Source organism: Streptomyces sp. CB02056 (assembly GCF_001905545.1).
Classification (GTDB): Bacteria; Actinomycetota; Actinomycetes; order Streptomycetales; family Streptomycetaceae; genus Kitasatospora.
In genome coordinates this window covers 393,025-409,708 of sequence record NZ_LIPD01000001.1, presented here as the reverse complement: position 1 = coordinate 409,708, position 16,684 = coordinate 393,025, and the positions used below count along the sequence as shown (strand labels likewise).

Annotated in this window: 16 protein-coding genes; 7 read left to right on the top strand and 9 right to left on the bottom strand. The window is 71.0% G+C overall.

The features are described from left to right. Nucleotides 1–27: 27 nt before the first annotated feature. Together AMK13_RS01815 and AMK13_RS01810 are read left to right on the top strand one after the other, a co-directional pair. Complete coding sequence (locus AMK13_RS01815) at nucleotides 28–729, top strand: hypothetical protein (protein ID WP_074000851.1); 702 nt, start codon at nucleotides 28–30, stop codon at nucleotides 727–729. 86 nt (nucleotides 730–815) lie between these two features. Further along, nucleotides 816–2,153, top strand: coding sequence for an MFS transporter (locus AMK13_RS01810; protein WP_074000850.1), 1,338 nt, complete (start codon nucleotides 816–818; stop codon nucleotides 2,151–2,153). A 29-nt stretch (nucleotides 2,154–2,182) separates the two neighbouring features. Here AMK13_RS01810 and AMK13_RS01805 read toward each other — a convergent pair whose 3' ends face one another. Continuing rightward, complete coding sequence (locus tag AMK13_RS01805; protein ID WP_074000849.1) at nucleotides 2,183–2,410, bottom strand: hypothetical protein; 228 nt, start codon at nucleotides 2,408–2,410, stop codon at nucleotides 2,183–2,185. A gap of 133 nt (nucleotides 2,411–2,543) precedes the next feature. On the opposite strand from AMK13_RS01805, the gene map reads away from it, so the two are divergent. Next, a complete protein-coding gene (gene map / locus AMK13_RS01800; protein WP_049659897.1) occupies nucleotides 2,544–3,389 on the top strand; it encodes a type I methionyl aminopeptidase in 846 nt (281 codons plus the stop codon). Nucleotides 3,390–3,411: 22 nt separating this feature from the next. Here the strand turns inward: map and AMK13_RS01795 are convergent, their stop codons facing one another. Further along, nucleotides 3,412–4,107, bottom strand: coding sequence for a bifunctional DNA primase/polymerase (locus tag AMK13_RS01795; protein WP_074000848.1), 696 nt, complete (start codon nucleotides 4,105–4,107; stop codon nucleotides 3,412–3,414). Between the two features lie 413 nt (nucleotides 4,108–4,520). Between AMK13_RS01795 and AMK13_RS01790 the strand changes: the two genes are divergently transcribed. Both AMK13_RS01790 and AMK13_RS01785 read left to right on the top strand, forming a co-directional pair. Next, a complete protein-coding gene (locus tag AMK13_RS01790; protein ID WP_053112518.1) occupies nucleotides 4,521–4,739 on the top strand; it encodes a hypothetical protein in 219 nt (72 codons plus the stop codon). Nucleotides 4,740–4,800: 61 nt separating this feature from the next. Further along, nucleotides 4,801–4,998, top strand: a complete 198-nt coding sequence (locus AMK13_RS01785; protein WP_074000847.1) for a hypothetical protein — start codon at nucleotides 4,801–4,803, stop codon at nucleotides 4,996–4,998. 75 nt (nucleotides 4,999–5,073) lie between these two features. On the opposite strand, the gene AMK13_RS01780 is transcribed toward AMK13_RS01785, so the two are convergent. Next, nucleotides 5,074–5,670, bottom strand: a complete 597-nt coding sequence (locus tag AMK13_RS01780) for a PadR family transcriptional regulator (protein WP_107418642.1) — start codon at nucleotides 5,668–5,670, stop codon at nucleotides 5,074–5,076. 283 nt (nucleotides 5,671–5,953) lie between these two features. Here AMK13_RS01780 and AMK13_RS01775 point away from each other — a divergent pair, with 283 nt between their 5' ends. After that, complete coding sequence (locus AMK13_RS01775; RefSeq protein WP_074000845.1) at nucleotides 5,954–6,352, top strand: ACT domain-containing protein; 399 nt, start codon at nucleotides 5,954–5,956, stop codon at nucleotides 6,350–6,352. Nucleotides 6,353–6,455: 103 nt separating this feature from the next. Beyond that, on the top strand, nucleotides 6,456–6,713 hold the full coding sequence (locus AMK13_RS01770; RefSeq protein WP_049658025.1) for a hypothetical protein: 258 nt from the start codon (nucleotides 6,456–6,458) through the stop codon (nucleotides 6,711–6,713). A gap of 278 nt (nucleotides 6,714–6,991) precedes the next feature. On the opposite strand, the gene AMK13_RS01765 is transcribed toward AMK13_RS01770, so the two are convergent. The 6 genes from AMK13_RS01765 to AMK13_RS01740 form a co-directional block, all read right to left on the bottom strand. Further along, nucleotides 6,992–8,206: a DNA cytosine methyltransferase gene (locus AMK13_RS01765; RefSeq protein ID WP_074000844.1), complete on the bottom strand. Its 1,215-nt coding sequence runs from the start codon at nucleotides 8,204–8,206 to the stop codon at nucleotides 6,992–6,994. Nucleotides 8,207–8,277: 71 nt separating this feature from the next. Beyond that, nucleotides 8,278–10,173: a DNA cytosine methyltransferase gene (locus AMK13_RS44430; RefSeq protein WP_241852712.1), complete on the bottom strand. Its 1,896-nt coding sequence runs from the start codon at nucleotides 10,171–10,173 to the stop codon at nucleotides 8,278–8,280. After that, nucleotides 10,173–11,075: a hypothetical protein gene (locus AMK13_RS40785; protein WP_079271750.1), complete on the bottom strand. Its 903-nt coding sequence runs from the start codon at nucleotides 11,073–11,075 to the stop codon at nucleotides 10,173–10,175. The genes AMK13_RS44430 and AMK13_RS40785 overlap by 1 nt, the downstream gene beginning before the upstream one ends. Then, complete coding sequence (locus AMK13_RS01750; protein WP_074000843.1) at nucleotides 11,072–12,964, bottom strand: hypothetical protein; 1,893 nt, start codon at nucleotides 12,962–12,964, stop codon at nucleotides 11,072–11,074. Before AMK13_RS01750 ends, AMK13_RS40785 begins: the two co-directional genes overlap by 4 nt. Then, nucleotides 12,961–13,974 (bottom strand): PD-(D/E)XK motif protein, encoded by a 1,014-nt coding sequence (locus AMK13_RS01745; protein ID WP_074000842.1) that lies wholly within the window; start codon nucleotides 13,972–13,974, stop codon nucleotides 12,961–12,963. The genes AMK13_RS01750 and AMK13_RS01745 overlap by 4 nt, the downstream gene beginning before the upstream one ends. After that, nucleotides 13,974–16,574, bottom strand: coding sequence for a Z1 domain-containing protein (locus AMK13_RS01740; protein ID WP_074000841.1), 2,601 nt, complete (start codon nucleotides 16,572–16,574; stop codon nucleotides 13,974–13,976). Before AMK13_RS01740 ends, AMK13_RS01745 begins: the two co-directional genes overlap by 1 nt. Between the last annotated feature and the right edge of the window lie 110 nt (nucleotides 16,575–16,684).

Genomic DNA, 16,684 nt, shown 5'->3' with positions numbered 1-16,684 from the left:
CCGGCCCGGCGGGACATCCTGGCCCGCATGGACGCGGTGAGAGTTTCGGCACTCCGGGAACGGCTGACGGGAACGGGCTGGCTGGAGGAGGTCGGCGGCTTCGCCGGCGCGCTGCGCCGCTCCGTGGAACGGCGCAGCGCGAGCGGGCTGCTGCTGGTCGGCACCGAGGCGTACGAACCCTGGCACCTGGCCGCCCACCTGGACGACGAGGCCGCCTGGTCGGACGTCCCCCGGCTGGCGCCCACCCTGCTGCGGCACAGCCCGCCGGCCGACGCCCCGGCCCACCTGACCCACGACCTGCGGCGGCTCACCGAGGCCGGGCGCGGCGACACCGTGCTGGTGGTGGTCCCCCGGGCGGCCGGCGCCGCGCTGCTGGAGCGGGTGCACGACGCCCGGCGGCGCGGCGCGACCGTGCTCGCGCTGGACGGGGGCTCCGCTGACGCCGACGAGTCGGACGGGCCGGACGGGCTCGCCGCACCCGACGGGACCGGTGCGTCCGGCGGGACCGGTGGTTCCAGTGGCCGTGGCGAACCCCACGGCCTCGACGAACTCCGCCGGCTCGCGCACGAGCGGCTGACCGTCGGCACCGCCGCCGAGGGGCCGTTCGACCTCGCCCAGCACCTGGTCAGCGTCGCCGCCGGGCAGCGGACCGGCCGCCGCTCCGTCCGGGACCGGCTCGCCGACCTCGCCGGGCGGCTGGCCTCGGGGCCCGCGATCACCCGCTGGTGACCCTGTTCACCACCCGGCCGAAAAGTTCACGCCCCGGTCGAAAACCCTTTGCGGAAGCGGTGGCCGCCACCCGAGGATGACGGTTCGTGAACGTCGACGAACCCCCGCATCCCCCCGTGCCCGGGCGCGCCCGGAGGCTGCTGCGCTCGCTGACGCCCGACCTGTCGCCCTGGCGCGCCTCGCGCGACTTCCGCTACCTGTGGACCTCCGGCTGCGTCACCAGTTTCGGCGGCTTCCTGACCCTCGTCGCCGTGCCGATGCAGATCAAGGAACTCACCGGGTCCTCCTTCGCGGTCGGCCTGATCGGCGCCGTCGAACTGGTGCCGCTGATCGTCTTCGGCCTGTGGGGCGGCGCCCTCGCCGACGCCCTGGACCGCCGGAAGCTGGTGCTGCGGGCGGAGGTCGCGCTCGGCCTGCTGGCCGGGCTGCTGCTGGTCAACGCCCTGCTGCCGCACCCGCTGCTCTGGCCGATCTACCTGGTCGCCGCGCTGGTCGCGGCCGCCGACGGCATCCAGCGCCCGGCGCTGGACTCGCTCCTCCCCCGGCTCGTCCCGCACCAGCACCTGACCGCGGCGTTCGCCCTCAGGTCGCTGTACCACAACGCCGCTTCGGTGGCCGGCCCGGCGCTGGCCGGTGTCGTGGTGGCCTTCGCCGGGGTGCAGACCGCGTACGCGCTGGACGTCCTCTCCTTCGCCCTCTCGCTGCTGCTGCTCGTCCGGATCAAGGCGGTGCCGCCGCCCACCGGCGCCGAACGGCCGTCCGTCCGGGCGGTGCTCACCGGGGTCCGCTACGCGTGGAGCCGCAAGGACCTGCTCGGCACCTACGCGATCGACGTCTGCGCCATGCTGTTCGCCTACCCGGTGGCCGTCTTCCCGTTCCTGGCCTCGGAGTTGGGGGCGGACTGGGCGCTCGGCCCGATGTACGCGGCCTCCGCCCTCGGCGCCCTGCTGGTCGGCGCGACCAGCGGCTGGACCTCCCGCGTCCACCGGCACGGGCGGCTGCTGGTGGTCGCCGCCGTCGGCTGGGGCGCGGCGATGGCGCTCGCCGGGCTCACCGCGCACATCGGGCTGGTGCTGCTCGGCCTGGCGCTGGCCGGCGGCGCCGACGAGATCAGCGGGCTCGCCCGCTCGACCATGTGGAACCAGTCCATCCCCGACGAGCTGCGCGGCCGGATGGCCGGCGTGGAACTGCTCAGCTACTCCGTCGGCCCGCAGCTCGGCCAGGTCCGGGCCGGCACCATGGCCGGGCTGGTCGGCGTGCGCGCCGCCGTCTGGGCGGGCGGTGCCGCCTGCGTCGTCGCCGTGCTCGCGGTCGCCGCCGCCCTCCCGAAGCTGCTCGCCTACGACGACCGCACCGACCCGAACGCCGCGGCCGTGCGCGCCGAGCACGAGCGCGCCGCACGGGAGGCCGCGCCGACCGCCTGACCGGGGTCGGGATCGGGGTCCCGCCGTGGTTACTCGGCGTCGTCCTTGGGCCGGTCGCTCCAGCGCGGGTCGTTCCGCCACTCGCGGTTGCGCTCGTCCGCGATCCGCAGCGCCTGGGCGGCCTCCTCGGGGCTGCCGTACGGGCCCAGGCGGTCCTTCGCCGGGCACTCCGGGCCCTCTTCGACCTTGTTGTGCTTGATGCAGTAGAACCACTCGCCGGGTTTGCCGGTCGGCTTGCGGTTGAATCCGAGGGGCATGACGCTCTCCCGTTCAGAAGGCCAGAAGGATGGGTCGGTACCGATCATTCCCCGCCCCGGGCCCGGCCGCACACCACCCGGGGTCGGCCGCACACCACCCGGGGCCGCGGAGCCCGACGACTAGACTCGCGGCATGGCTCTCGTACCCGGCATCCAGTCCCCCACCCGCAAGGTCCCGGCGCACATCGCGCGCCCCGAGTACGTCGGCAAGCCCGCGCCGACGCCGTACACCGGGCCCGAGGTGCAGACCGCCGAGACGATCGAGAAGATGCGGATCGCGAGCGGGATCGCCGCCCGGGCGATGGCGGAGGCGGCCAAGCTGATCGCCCCCGGCGTCACCACCGACGCGCTGGACGCCGTCGCCCACGCCTACATGTGCGACCACGGCGCCTACCCGTCCGACCTCGGCTACCGGGGCTTCCCCAAGTCCGTCTGCACCTCGATCAACGAGGTGATCTGCCACGGCATCCCGGACTCGACCGTGCTCCAGGACGGCGACATCGTCAACATCGACGCCACCGCCTACATCCACGGGGTGCACGGCGACCTCAACGCCACCTACCTGGTCGGCGACGTGGACGAGGAGTCCCGGCTGCTGGTCGAGCGCACCCGGGAATCCCTCGACCGGGCGATCAAGGCGGTCAAGCCGGGTCGTCAGATCAACGTCATCGGGCGGGTCATCGAGTCCTACGCCAAGCGCTTCGGCTACGGCGTGGTGCGGGACTTCACCGGACACGGCATCAACACGTCGTTCCACTCCGGCCTGATCATCCCGCACTACGACAGCGAGCGGGCCACCGAGGTGATCAAGCCGGGCATGACCTTCACCATCGAGCCGATGCTGACCCTGGGCACCTACGACTACGAGATCTGGCCGGACGGCTGGACGGTCGTCACCAAGGACCGCAAGCGCACCGCCCAGTTCGAGCACACCCTGGTGGTCACGCCGACCGGCGCGGAGGTCCTCACCCTGCCGTGACCCACCCGGCCCGGTGGGCGCCCTAGCCGATCAGCCACTGCTCCTCGGCGACGGCGCCCACCTCGGTGCAGGCGTCGGTGAGCACGTCCAGGACGCGCAGCGGGTCCGGCAGCGGCTGCTCGGGCCCGCGCAGCCACCGCACGTGGGAGCCGTCCGGCAGCGCGGCCGGCGGCAGCAGGGTGTACGAGCCGCGGCAGTGCCAGCGCAGGCCGGGGTGCTCGGACATGGTGTCCGGGGTGGAGTCGAGCGCGCTCGGCCACCACTCGTCCTCGTCCTGCGGGGTGCCGCGGGTGGCGGTGAAGAAGAGGTAGCGGTCCTCGCCGACGGCGGCGACGGGGCCCTCGACGCCCAGCGCCGTCAGCCGCTCCAGCGCCAGCCGTCCGGCCTCCGCCGGGACGTCCAGCACGTCGTGCACCCGGCCGGTGGCGGTGATGAAGTTCGCCTCCGGATCACGGGAGAGCCAGCGGGAGAGCTGCTCCGGGTCGGTGGTGGCCTGGGTCTGCCAGGCGAAGGAGACCGGGTGCTGCGCCGGGGCCGGACAGGCCACCCGGTCACAGGAGCACCGGTAGCCGGCCGGGTGGGCGGCGGGCGCGAGCGGGAATCCGGCGCGGGCCGCGCCGAGCAGCTGATCGAGGTCGGCGGCCGGCCCGTCCGGGCCCCCCGCCCGCTGACGATCACGCTTCTGCCACCAGGTCGTCCACCTGCTGCCGGCTTCCATCGGGCCCCTTCCGCGCAACTGCCGTGCCTGGTGCGACACAGCGTTCGACGTACCACTCCGACGCAACGCACGGCGCCCCCGTCTGCTTCCCGGGGTGCTCGGCCCTGACGTCGGCGCCCTGCCGGCCGCGGCCCGGGGTCACCGGACGGCCGACGCCCGGGTCACGGTACGCAGTCGCGGCAGCACGCTGTCCGCGCCAAATCGGCCGGAGGGCGCGCGGATTCGCGCCTCGCCCGGCCCGTACGGGCCCGCTGACCCGGGTGGACCCCGAGGGCGTAACAGGAAGGATAAGGGTGCGGAGGGCCTCCGGATGACCGGGGGCGGTGCCTCTCCGGTCACACTCCCGGCGACGGCCGCGGGTGCGGCCCACGGGTGCGCCCCGGGCTCGTCCGCGGAGGTGAGACCCTGGAGGGATGAAGAGCGCGGACACCGCATTCGTCGGCGGCCCCCTGGACGGGAAGATCCTCCCCATCCCGCTGGGGCCGATGCTCGGCGTGCCCAAGAAGTACAAGGTCCCGGTCCCCGCGCACGGCGGGACTCCCGCGCGCACACTGGTGTACGTCCGGAGCAAGCAGGTTCGGGGCCTGAGCTGGTTCTGGCGCTACGAGTACGACGAGGCGGCCTCCGGCTGACGGCCGCCCCCTCCCTCCGCGGCCCCCCGGAGGTCGGCCGCAGTCTCCCCCGGAGGTCGGCATGGCGAGGACGGTACGGCACCCGCGGGACCGCTCCCGGGCGGTCCGGCACCACAACCGGGAGGTCGCCGGCGTCACCGGGGTGCTGCTCCTGGCGGTGTGCCTCTACAGCGTGGTCATCGAGCCGAACCCCTGGCTCTGGTTCGGCTGGGCGGTGCTGCTGCTGGTGTGCGTGGCCCTGTTCACGGTCCGGCCGTGAGGCCCTCCCCCCGGCCGCCCGGACCGCTCGGGCCACCCGGGCAGCAGCACCGCCCGCCCCGCTCCCCCCGGTCGGTCAGTCATCCTCGGCGAGGATGAGGTACAGCTTCTTGCGGGCCTCGGTCAGCACCGTCAGGCCCTTGGCGCGCTGCGCCTCGGTGCCCGTGGCCATGACCTGGCGGATCGCCTGGTCGACGGCGGCGAGCGCCTGGCCGACCTCCTGGACGGCCTCCCAGTCGACCTCCCGGCCGGCCTCCGCCCACGGCTCGGCCGGCCCGGCGTCGGCCTCGGCCCGGCCCGCCTCGGTGAGCGAGACCAGCCGCTTGCCGCCGACCTCCTCCGCGGTGATCAGGCCCTCCTCCTCCAGCAGCTGGAGGTTGGGGTAGATCGACCCCGGGCTGGGCCGCCAGGCCCCGCCGGTCCGCTCGGCGATCTCGGCGATCATCTCGTAGCCGTGCATCGGCCGCTCCTTGAGCAGCGCCAGCAGCGAGGCCCGGACGTCACCGCGCCGGGCCCGCCCGCCGCGCCGCCCGTGCGGACCACCGCGCCGGCCGCCGTGCCCGCCGAAGCCGTGCCCGTACGGGCCGCCCATCGGCCGGCCGGGACCGCCGCCACCGAACGGCGGGCCGAACCCGCCGAACGCCTCCCGGCCCTCGAAGCCCTCCCCGGGCATCCCCCGGAACTCCGGCCCCGGGCCCGGCCCGCGGCGCCGACCGCCGCCGCCGAGGCCACCGGGGCCGCCACTGTCACCGCCGCGCGGGCCCTCCCAGCGGAATCGCCTTCCTTGACGTTCTGAGCGCATCGCGCCCACCTCCTCGAATCTCTGAGGTTCAACGAGGCAGTCGAGTCACTGTCTCGATAGTTCGACGATATATCGGTGACTGTCGCTCGTCAACGGATTCCGACACGCCCACGGAGCACCGCGCAGCCCCCGCCCAGCCGCTACGGTGGCGGGCATGGCCGCAGAACGAGACCTCGCGACGCTGCTGCGCGGCATGAGCCCGCAGCTCAACCCCGGGCGGTACGTCTACTGCACGCTCCCCGCCCGGGTGCCCGCCGGCATGCGGCCGGTGGTGACCGTCGCCGAACCCGAGGGGGTGACGATGGTGATCGCCCAGGAGGAGGCGGACGCGCTCGGGCTGCGCTACGAGTACGTGGCGGCCTGGATCACCCTGCGGATCCACTCGGCGCTGGAGGCCGTCGGACTGACCGCCGCCGTGTCCGGCCGGCTCGCCGAGGAGGGCATCAGCTGCAACGTGGTGGCCGGCTTCCACCACGACCACCTGTTCGTCGCCGCCGCCGACGCCGACCGCGCCGTCCGCGCCCTGGAGGACCTCGCCGCCGGCTCCGCCTGAGCCCCCGCCCGCCCCCTCCGGGTGGCCGCCGCCGACCGGGCCTTCGACACTGGGAGACGAGCCGCCCCACCGGGGTCGGCCCCACCGGAAGGAGACGGCCGCCATGGCCATCTGCGTCACCTGCGGCAACGACTACTGGCTGGCCTTCGAGATCAGGACGGTCACCGGCGACACCTACACCTTCGACAGCTTCGAGTGCGCGATGGAGAAACTCGCCCCACGCTGCGAGCAGTGCGACGTCCGCATCGTCGGCCACGGCGTCGAAGTCGCCGGCATGTTCTTCTGCTGCGCCAACTGCGCCCGCGTCAACGGCGGCCTCGGCGACCAGATCCGCGACGCGGTCGGCGCCCGCCCCGCCTGACCGGCGGGCGGGAAAGGGGGCGGAAGAGTCGGCCTGTACGCCGGGTCCTCCCGACGGTCCACCCTCCAGCCGTGTCCCGCCTGGCCGCAACAGGAGGGCCCGCGATGCGCGAAGGCCCCCGACCGCCGCTTCCCGCACCGGCCGAGGGGCCTTTGGCCGCTCAAGGACGTAGGAGTCGGTCTGTACGCCCGGTTCCGACTCCCAAGGTCGTCCCAGCGCCGGTCAGCGGAGAGCGAACGCCTCTCGGGGCCGACGGCCGGGCAGGATGACGCTGCGGATCAGGCCTCCTCCGGCCCGAGCTTCCGCAGGTACTCGTCGATCGCCTTGCCGATCGCCGATCCGAGCCCGACCGGCACGGCGTTGCCGATCTGACGGGCGATCTGAATCTTGGAACCGTGCCAGACGAAATCCCTGGGGAAGCCCTGGATCAACGCCGCCTCGTAGTGGGTGATCGGTCGGTCCGCCACCGGGTGCAGGTAGCGCCCCTTCTCCGGCTTGTAGAACTCGGTGCGGATGGTCACCGAGGGCCGGTCGGCGTGCAGCCGTCCCATCACATCGCCCGAACCGTTGTTGTGCCGGTCCCAGCTCTCCGTCGAGAGCGGGATCTCCTCTCCGTCGATGACGGCGGTCTTGTTCCGCAGGTTCTTACGGTTGCCTCCGGCCGGAATAGCGGCGTACCGCGCGATCGAGAGCGGGCGCGGTTCCCGGCCGATGTGCAGTTCGGTGGTCCGGTACGGCCCCGGCACACCGCCGTCCGCCGCCGCTCGATCGGGCAGGTCGATCCCGTCCACGGTCTTGGCGACGTGGTCGAAAACGGCTTCCTGAACCGTGCGCCAGAGCGGGCGGCCCGTGAGGTCCGGCTCCCGGACGTGGGTGGCCGGCGGATGGCTCAGAGGCCGCTTGCCGGGGTGTCGTCGGATCACGTCCTTGCGGGTGCCGATCACGATGGTCCGGCGGCGCGCCTGGGGCACCCCGTAGTCGGCCGCGTTGAGCACGGCGGGGACGATCTCGTAGTCCCCCAGCCGATCGTCGTCGAGCGCCCTCTGCAGGTCGGCGAACTGGGGCGAGCGCATGAAGCGGTCGACGTTCTCGATGATGAAGATCTTCGGTCGGACCAGCCCGACAACGCGCACGTACTCCTTCCACAGAAGGTTGCGCGGATCGTCCGGGTCCTCCTTTCCCAGGCCCGAGAAACCCTGGCAGGGCGGACCCCCCACGATCACGTCGGCGCTCAGTACCTCCTGGGGAGGCAACCAACCGGTGATGTCGACGTTGTCGACGTGCCCACCGAAGTTCGCCGCGTAGGTCGCCGCGGCCGCGGGATCGTGCTCGACCGCCGCAATGCTGCGGAACGGGCTGTGCTCCGCGCCTTCCGGCCGGTAGCTCTTCGTGAGTCCTGCGGTGAACCCTCCCGCACCTGCGAAAAGATCCACCACCGTGAGCTCACGGGCGGAGCCGTCGTGGTCGGCGAGGTCAGAGTCACAGATGGGCATGGTGTCGGATTCTACTTTGCGATCAAGGCGGTCGGCCCGCCGTACGGGTGTTCCCGCGTCTGCTGGGACGGTCACGCTCGCGGTCCGAGTACCGCGAGCAGGCTGCGGCCCAACGCCTCGGCCACCACCGGCGGAACCGCCTGGCTGATCTGCCGGTAGACGGACGTCTTCCCGCCCTGAACCTTCCAGCTGGCCGGAAGCCCTTGCAGGAGTGCCACCTGCTCCAGGGTAAGTCGCAGCAGTCCACCGCGCGGAGGGGCCTCCCGATCCAGAACGAAGTCGGCGGCGGGTGGCTCGTCCCCCAGACTCCCCCCGTACACGCCCAAACGGGCCCACATGGCCTTGGACCGCGACGGGCCGAGATCGGCGCCCCCGCGCCCCGTCGCGCCCCCCACGATCAGCGGCGCGGGAACATTCGCCCCGGCGGCCCACTCCGCGGCGTGGGGCCACCCACCGGCGGCCATGGACGGCAGCAGTGTTTCGCCCAGCGTGGGCCGATGACCGGGAAGCGGGGCGGGCCAGGTGAAGCGCGCCATGTCGTTTGCACTCATGGCCACCGCGAAGCCGTGCCCCCTGAGCTGTGGCACGCCGAAGTCCACCGCCTGGAGCTCACCCTTCTCGACCACGTAGCCGAGCTCCTCCGCAGCGGCGAGAACCTTGGCCCGGGCCTCCTCGAACTTGGGCTTCTCCACGAAGTCGGGGATGTTCTCCAACACCAGAATGCGCGGGCGGACGGCTACGGCCACGGCCAACGCACCCACGAGCACGTCGCGGGGGTCGCTGGTCGCCTGCTGTCGACCGGCCGACGTGTACGGGGAGCGGGGCAACCCGCACACCATGACATCGACGTTGCCGCGGAAAACGGAGTGTTCCGGTCCAAGGTGTTGGAGATCGCCTGTCAACACCTGCCAGCCCGGTCGATTGGTCCTGAGCGTGTCACAGCTGTCCGCGTCGATCTCGACCGCCGCGGCGATCTCGAACCCGGCCCGTTCCAGCCCGAGCGCCATGCCTCCGGCTCCGGCACAGAGATCGATCACCGTCAACGGGGCGTCCTCCGCCACGGTGCCGCCCACGGCCGAACCCGTAGGTCCCGCCCCGCCCGTGTCGGGGCCCTCGATCGCGCGCACCGCGTCCAGCGACGGACGCTGGGCCGGAATCGGGACCGGAGGCTCCGGCTCACGCCCCATGTCCCGGCCCGTGACCGTCGCCAGCGACTCCTGGACGAGGGTTCGCAGCTCCTCGTCGAGCTCCTTCTCGTCGAGGGCGTCGAAGGAAACGAACGCGCGCAGTCGCAGGATGCGCTTCAGAAAGTCTCGGAAGACCTGTCGATCGGCGACCTCCTCGTCCGGGATGTCGAACTCCTGCCACACCCGAAGGATCCCGCAGACGAGGTGCGAGCTGGCGCCGATAGATGTCCGCCGGGCGAAGACCTGGTCGAAGGCCTCCTCCCCGAGCACCGAGAGCGCGTCGTAGAGGTCGTCCGGGTCGAGCCGCTCGCCACCCACCAGATGGGCCCGCCACCAGAGGCGCCCAAAAACGTGACGGGTGATGTCGCGGCCGGTGACGCGTCTCGGGTTGAACCCGGGGAAACGCCACGCGGCCACGTCCGGCATCACGACAAGGGAGAGGAACGCCCACAGCTGCGGGGACAGGGCCTCGGCGGGGATGATCCCCGCGTCCTTGTAGAGAAGTCGCGCCACCTCCGTGTCGAAGCGCGCCGCCGCCCGCCGGGCCGGCGGCCTGTCGGACTGCGCCGGGAAACCGTTCTCGGCGGCCACGGCGACGACCGCCTCCCGCAGTGCCGCCAGCCGGTCCGCGGGGAGGCGCCGTCCTCCGGTCGCGGCGTAGTACATGGCGGGGTGGGACACGGCGGCGCGGGTCCGGAGCTCTTCGACCGTCCGGTCCTTGAGTTCCACGCACAACCCGTCGACGGCGGCTGGCAGCAGCTGCGGCATCAGGAAGGCCATCAGGACTCCTTCGCGAAAAGCCGGACGGCGCTCTGGACGCGTGCGGAGAACAGGGAGGGGTCGTTCTCATACACCTTGCGGAGGCCCTCCAAGGAGGTGTCGGGGAAATAGGTGTGGACGATCCCGAGCAACAGGTGCCCGAGCGTGTCCGGTTCGTATCGCCAGTCCTCACGGAGCTCCGGGTTCCGGACCGCGTGCTCGACAAGAAGACGGACCACATCCGCCCTCAATGCCGAGTGGACAGGGCGGTCGGCCGGTGTCGGCTGATCGGCCCTCCTCATGGCTTCGAGCACCGACGGCGTCCCGCTGTTGACCAGCAGGACCATCGCGCCCATGGCGGCCGCCCTGGGGTCCGGCCCGATCGACAGCAGCCACGGGGCGTCCTCCGGATAACCCGCATGCTTGAAGTCGACCACCGACATGGGGAACTGGGAGTCGTCCCCCTGCAACCTGACCTGGGCCTCGTCCCGCCAGAGGATCGACCCGGCGCGGCCGGCGGTCCAGAGGGACGTCGTGTTCACCCGCGAAGTCAGGACGAGTTGGGTGTCCAACACCAGCACCCCACCGCTCTCCCGGCCGTACACGGTGAAGGAGACGGGTACCACCGTCGTCCCCACGGCCGGCAGCGTGACGCGATGTGCCCGCACTCTCAGCCCGGAGCCGGAGGAACTCCAGACGGCCACCAACGTCAGCTCCGCCTCGACGGGGAGTCCGGTGGACCGGCGAACCGCGTCGACGTCGATGCGCACCTCGCGTTCGAGGCGGAGGTCGTACTGGTAGTCCCAGTCCGGGATGAACGACGGGAGCGGCCCGCGTCCCTCCCCGTCCAAGCGGACCGACCAGTCGTCCGCGGACACCTCGCCGTTCTGCGGCCGCCGGTAGGGGAACACCTGACGGCTCATGCGGACACCTCCCTGAACCCGGCTTCGAGTGTCACCTGCGTCACGGTGTCGGGCGCCGGCCTGACCAGGAGGGACCAGACCTTCCCGTCCCCGCCTTCCGCTTGCAGGGTTCTCGTGGTCGCGAAGTCACCCGCGTCGGACGTCCAGCCCATCACCTCGGGTACCGCCGCACCCTCCGGTGGCGAGTCCTCCCGGCCGCCTCCCCCCAGGGTGACGCCGAGAACCGCCTTCACCTCATACGGTCCGGAGTCCGGCAGCTGGAAACGCTGGACCACCACCGGACGCCCTTCGAAGATGTCAGGGAACGGGTCGTCCAGGTGCCGGACCCGGGCACCACGCCTACCGGACCGATTCACCGTCGTGTCCGATGGGCCTTTCGCCATCGAGCCGGCCGGCGCCGTACCGGACCGCTCCCCCGGCTGGCGAATCCCATCGGGCGAGCCGAACACGGCCGCGCCCCCTTGTCCTGCGGCGCCGACCATGAGGCCCGACATCAACCGGCTCATGCGGGCGAGCGAGACGCCGTCGCCGGACTCCACGCCCTGCGCTCGCGGGGCGGCCGCGTCCTTCATTTCGCGCTTGATCTCGCGCATGGCCCATCCGGCCAGACGGTACTCGTCCCCGCTCAGCTTCTCGACCAGCCAGTCGTCGTGGGTGGCCGGCTCGCTGGCCGCGAAGACGCGGTCCATTGCGGAGTCCGCTCGGAAGACCGCCGCGTACCCCATCGCCTCGTCCGTGGGCGCGGGCCCTTCGAGGTACTTCACGACCAGATCGACGGGCCGCATCAGACATGCGTGGTGCACCCGCCCGACGATGCCGGCCTCCCTCGCCGGTTCAGGCGGCTCACCGAACGGTGAGATCAACGGCTTGAGTCCGAAGGTGCCCAGGACCCGGCCGAGGCTTCGGTGCTCGATCGTCCTGTCCATCGAGCGGAACGCGTGCACGAAGGGCCCCAGGTGCGGGACCGCGGCCGGATCGGACACCGGCACCGTGGTGCCGTCGTGCACCACGGAGAGACGAAGCGGCGGCTTGCCGTCGGCACCGGGAAGCATCTTGGGCCACAGGTTCCAGACCATGGCATCGGCGATCCACCGCATCGCCTCGGCCGCGGTGCGGCTTCCGAAATCGGGGTCGACGATCGCGACCGTCGTCCCGGTCGCGTCATCGGGGAACGGGTGCAGGCCGAGTTCCCGGGCTACGGTGTCGGCCGCTTCCCCGGTCAGCGGCTCGACGTACGACACGCCTGTCTGGTCTCCTCGGTCCCGAACCTCGCCCCAGTAGTGGCGCCCGGTGAAGGATCGGGGACCGAGAACGGTCTCCGTGGTGTACCGCTCGTGCAGCGCCCACCCGATGAGGCGGGTCTCGATCCGCTTCCCGATCCGACAGCGGGTGTGAACGAGCACGGTGTGTGCGGCGGACGCGAGGTGGAAGACCACCCGGCCCGCGCCGTACGTACCGCCCCGGCCCTCCGCGTCCTGGGAGTCGCCGACGTTCCTCACGAACGCGACGAAGTCCGAGGCCTCCTCCGACACCTCGTCGGCCCGGGTCGGGCCGCCGAGGCCCTTGGTGCCGAGATCCGTGACCATGAGCATCCTCGGTGCCGAACGGTGGAGGGACGCCCGCAGCGGGAGATGAGCGGGCGTCGGCGCGTCGCGTTCGAGCAACGCGCGCCACGCCGGCGCCTCGGCCGGGCCGAGCGTCCGCAGTTCGATCCTGAAGTCGACCGGCCCGTCCCCGATCCGGGCGTCCCAGCTGTTCTGGGCCGACTCCCGCACCAGCAGGGTCAGGTGATCGAGTTCCGTCGCATCGAGCCGACGCAGCAGCAGGGACCCGCCGTTCCCACCGCCCGGTCCGTGCTGTTCCGAGAACCATCGCGGCACCGTCGTCACGCGTCCCGCCCCATTCGTGTCAGCAGCTCGTCGACGACGCCGGGCTCCAGCGGCTCCGCACGCACCCCGACCAGGTCGACCATGTATCCGACATCCGACACGCCTTCGGGTACGCCGTCGACGAGCGAGCCCACCGTCAACCGCGGGAACGTTTCATCGACCGTGTACCACCGACTCTCCACCAACCGAAGACGGCGGTCGGCTTGCGGGTCGCCCAAGCCCGACCGGTAACCCGCGCTCAGCAGCCTGGTCATGAACCCGGACTCGTCGTCACAGAGGTCGCGCACCCGCTGGACCCGTTCCTTCAGGGTCTCTCCGTCGACACGCTCCTCGAACCTGTGCCAGCCCAGCAGAAGATCGCCGCCGTCTGGCTCCTCGAGCTGGTCCAGTCCGTGCACATGGACGGTTCTCCGCTCCGAGGCGTCGATCGTGCTCTTCACCTCGACGGCGTGGCGTCCGTCGGTGAAGTCGTGGCGTTGCCCGTCGGGGCCCGCCCAGAGCCGAACGGCCCCCGGATCGATCGTGAGAAGTCGCTCCAGGACTGTCAGTTCACCATGCAACCCGACGAGCTGTTCGCGGCTGAGCATCCTCGGGACCCCGGCGAACAACCGGCGCCAGCGGTCCACGACCGCGAGGGCCGTCCGGTACGGGCGTGAACCATCCGCTTCCAGAGCGAGCAGGACGTCCTTGCACAGACCGGTGAAGACGTCGTCAAGCTCCCGGAGCGCACAGGTGATGTCGGCGTACCGCCCGTACGCGTCATCGTCCTGCAGCGGCCGTTCGAATATGCGCAGAGCCGCTCCGGCCCCACTGCCGGCCACGCTCTGACGGCGCTGCAGAGGCACCAGGAGGTGTCGGAATCCGTGACCGTCCACCGCCGCCAACAGACGCCCCTGTTCCGTGTCGACCGGCAACTCCGAGGTCCGGACGACATCGACACCACCGGCGGGACCGGCACCGAGGGCCGCCCAGTGTTCCTCGAGAATCCTCTGAAGGCCTCCGTCCGTCATCAGCCCTGCTCCTCGTAGAGCACGGCCGAGAGGTCCTCCTCCGGCAGCGCGTCCAGGTCGTCGTCCTGCACGACACCGGAGAGGTCCGCGCTGTACCAGTCCACCCTGGTGTCCTCGCCACGCGGCACGGGGAACACCATGCCCACACCGATCACATGGTCGACGGCGTCCAGCGGGAGACGCTTCTTGCGCCTGGTCGGCGAAACCCGGTCTATCGGGTAGAGGACGAGCAGCCCGGTGTCCGGCAGCTGGGTCTGCCTGAGCTGCTTGAGCACGTCCTCGGTGACCTTCCCGCCGGACCAGCCCTCGAGGTCCAGGTCGATACCGGCGTCGATCGGATTCATCAGGGTCTTGATGTCCGCGGTCGCCGGATCGGCCGTGATCTGCCGCGCGCGAACGATCCGGTCGACGGCGATGCCCTCGACGAACTCGTAGAGCATGTCCGACGAACCGCTCGGGGCGTTGCCCACCACCGCGACGTTCCAGCGGCGCAGACCTCCTCCGTTACTGGCCCGGGTGCGCTTCTCGATGTACTCCCGCAGCAGCTTCGTGTCGCAGTCCATCGACTTCTCATGGAATCGGTACTCGTTCAGGAACCTGAGGACCAGGCCGTGCGAGACGTCCCTCAGCACGTGCCTACCGGGCCGGCCGTGAACCGTGTGGTCCTCGTGCCGCGCACCGTCAAGCTGCAACGCGTCACGGAGCAGCCCGCCAGCGGCCTCCTGGTTGGCCCGTAGCCAGGCCGCGTCGTGCGTGTGGAAGTACCGGGTCTGAATGCGCTGACCGCCGTACGACGAACTCGCCTTGATCGCGTCGCGCATCTTCGCGGCTGCGGTGATCCTCAGCGAAGGGTGACTGCGCAGGCGGACCGCGAAGGTCTCCGGCGTCTTGTCCTCGACGAGGAAGCGGTCGATGTCACGCCGCATCTCCGCCTCGACCATCGCGATGTGCCGGAACGAGTCGCGCAGGTCGTCCGTCATCCACACGCGCGGCAGGTCCGCATAGCCGTTGCGGAAACCGAACCAACGCCCCATCTGGAGGAGCGTGTCGTACGTGGACGCACCACGCACGAAGTAGCTGACGATCAGGCCCTCCAGAGTCAGGCCGCGGGAGAGGGTGTTCCCTCCGACCGCGATCGCCGTGACCGGACCGTTCTCGTAGTCGAGGCGCTCAAGGCTCGTGGAGTTGTCCAGAATGATCCGGCACTCCGCGAGAACCGCGGGCAGGTGTTCCAGGAGCTCGTCGAACGAGGTCTCCGTTTCGTCGAACTCGCCCGCGTCCACACGGCAGGTCTCGCTCCCCCACAGGCTGCGCAGCTCGCCGAGTGCGGCCGTGTCCCGGTGCTCGACCAGCGCGGCGACCTCCTCCCGGAAGTCCTCCAGCGGAGCCTTGAAGCTCTCGTGCACAGCGGTGCCGACACTGGTGTGGACGAGCATCGTGGAATGGCGGTTCCCCGTGCCGCGGAAGCGGCGGGCGGCGGTCGCGAGCCAGAAGTAGAGAACGGAATCGCGCAGGGCCCCCTCGATCTCGGGAACGAATCCGTCGATCTCGTCGCGTCCCGGCCGAACCAGGGGGATCTCCTCGTACGGGACCGTACGAATCATGTCGTAGCCGTCCGGAACGTCCTCCGGGTCCTCCCCGTCGATCGGCTGCCGGCCGAACAGCACCTCGGTCCCGAAGTGCCCCTTCGGCTTCGGCAGGTTGACGATGAAATCCTTGGGATAGAGGTCCCCGGCGGCCGGGTCGATCAGCAGGTTCGCGAACGGGGTGGCCGTGTAGCCCACATAGCCGCCACGAGGGAAGAGGTCGATGATCTCCCGGATCAACGGGTTCGTCGTCTTGGAGGCGACACTGGCCTGGTCCGCCTCGTCGTCGATGATGAGCGTGGGGCACGTCTTCAGATAGTCGGGCGCCTGCTCAAGCCAGCTCCTGAGCTTCTTCAGTCGGGGGACGTTCTTCTTCACCACGCAGAGCACGTGCTGCCCGTTGCTCTGGGCGAAGAAGGCAGCCGGATTGCCGTGCGGTTCGAAGTCGCCTTCCGCCTTGGTCAGCGTGTGCCACTGATCCAGCACCGGATCCACCAGCTGGTCCTGAAGCCTCAGCTGGGTCTGCCTGCGCAGTCCGTTGTGCATGCCGGCCAGAACGATGAAGAACTTGTATCCGACGTCTGCCGCCTTGGCGATCAGCGCCGTGAAGTTGGTGGTCTTCCCGGACTGGACGTATCCAACGACCAGTCCGCGAGTGGAGAACGACTTCTCCAGGGGGTGGTCGAGCATCGAGACCACCTTGGTGGAGGCCTCGTCCAGACTCTGAACGGACTCCTCGTCCCACGCGGTCCGCCCGAGCAGGTTCTGGAGCGCGGGCCAGCAACGGTCACCCTCCTGTGGACCGACGTACCAGGTCTCACGGTTGTTGCGGACCACGGAGCCGGGCTGACGCATGTCCCGCACCTTGATGGTCTCCTGCTGGTGCCGTTCGGCGATGCGCCTGACCAGTTCCTCACTCATCCCGAAGAGCCTGATCGTGCTCAGGGCCTGCTCGGGCGTCTTCTGCTTGATCAGCTGTTTAAACGCCTCGTACTGCAGATCGAACTCGTTCATTGCGCCGCCCGGCTCCCCTGTACAGCTGATTCGTCCACGCCCCACCCAAGGCACGACGGCGATGCGAGCGCCCCGGCCATGGATCGATCGCGAAAACAGTACAGGCAATC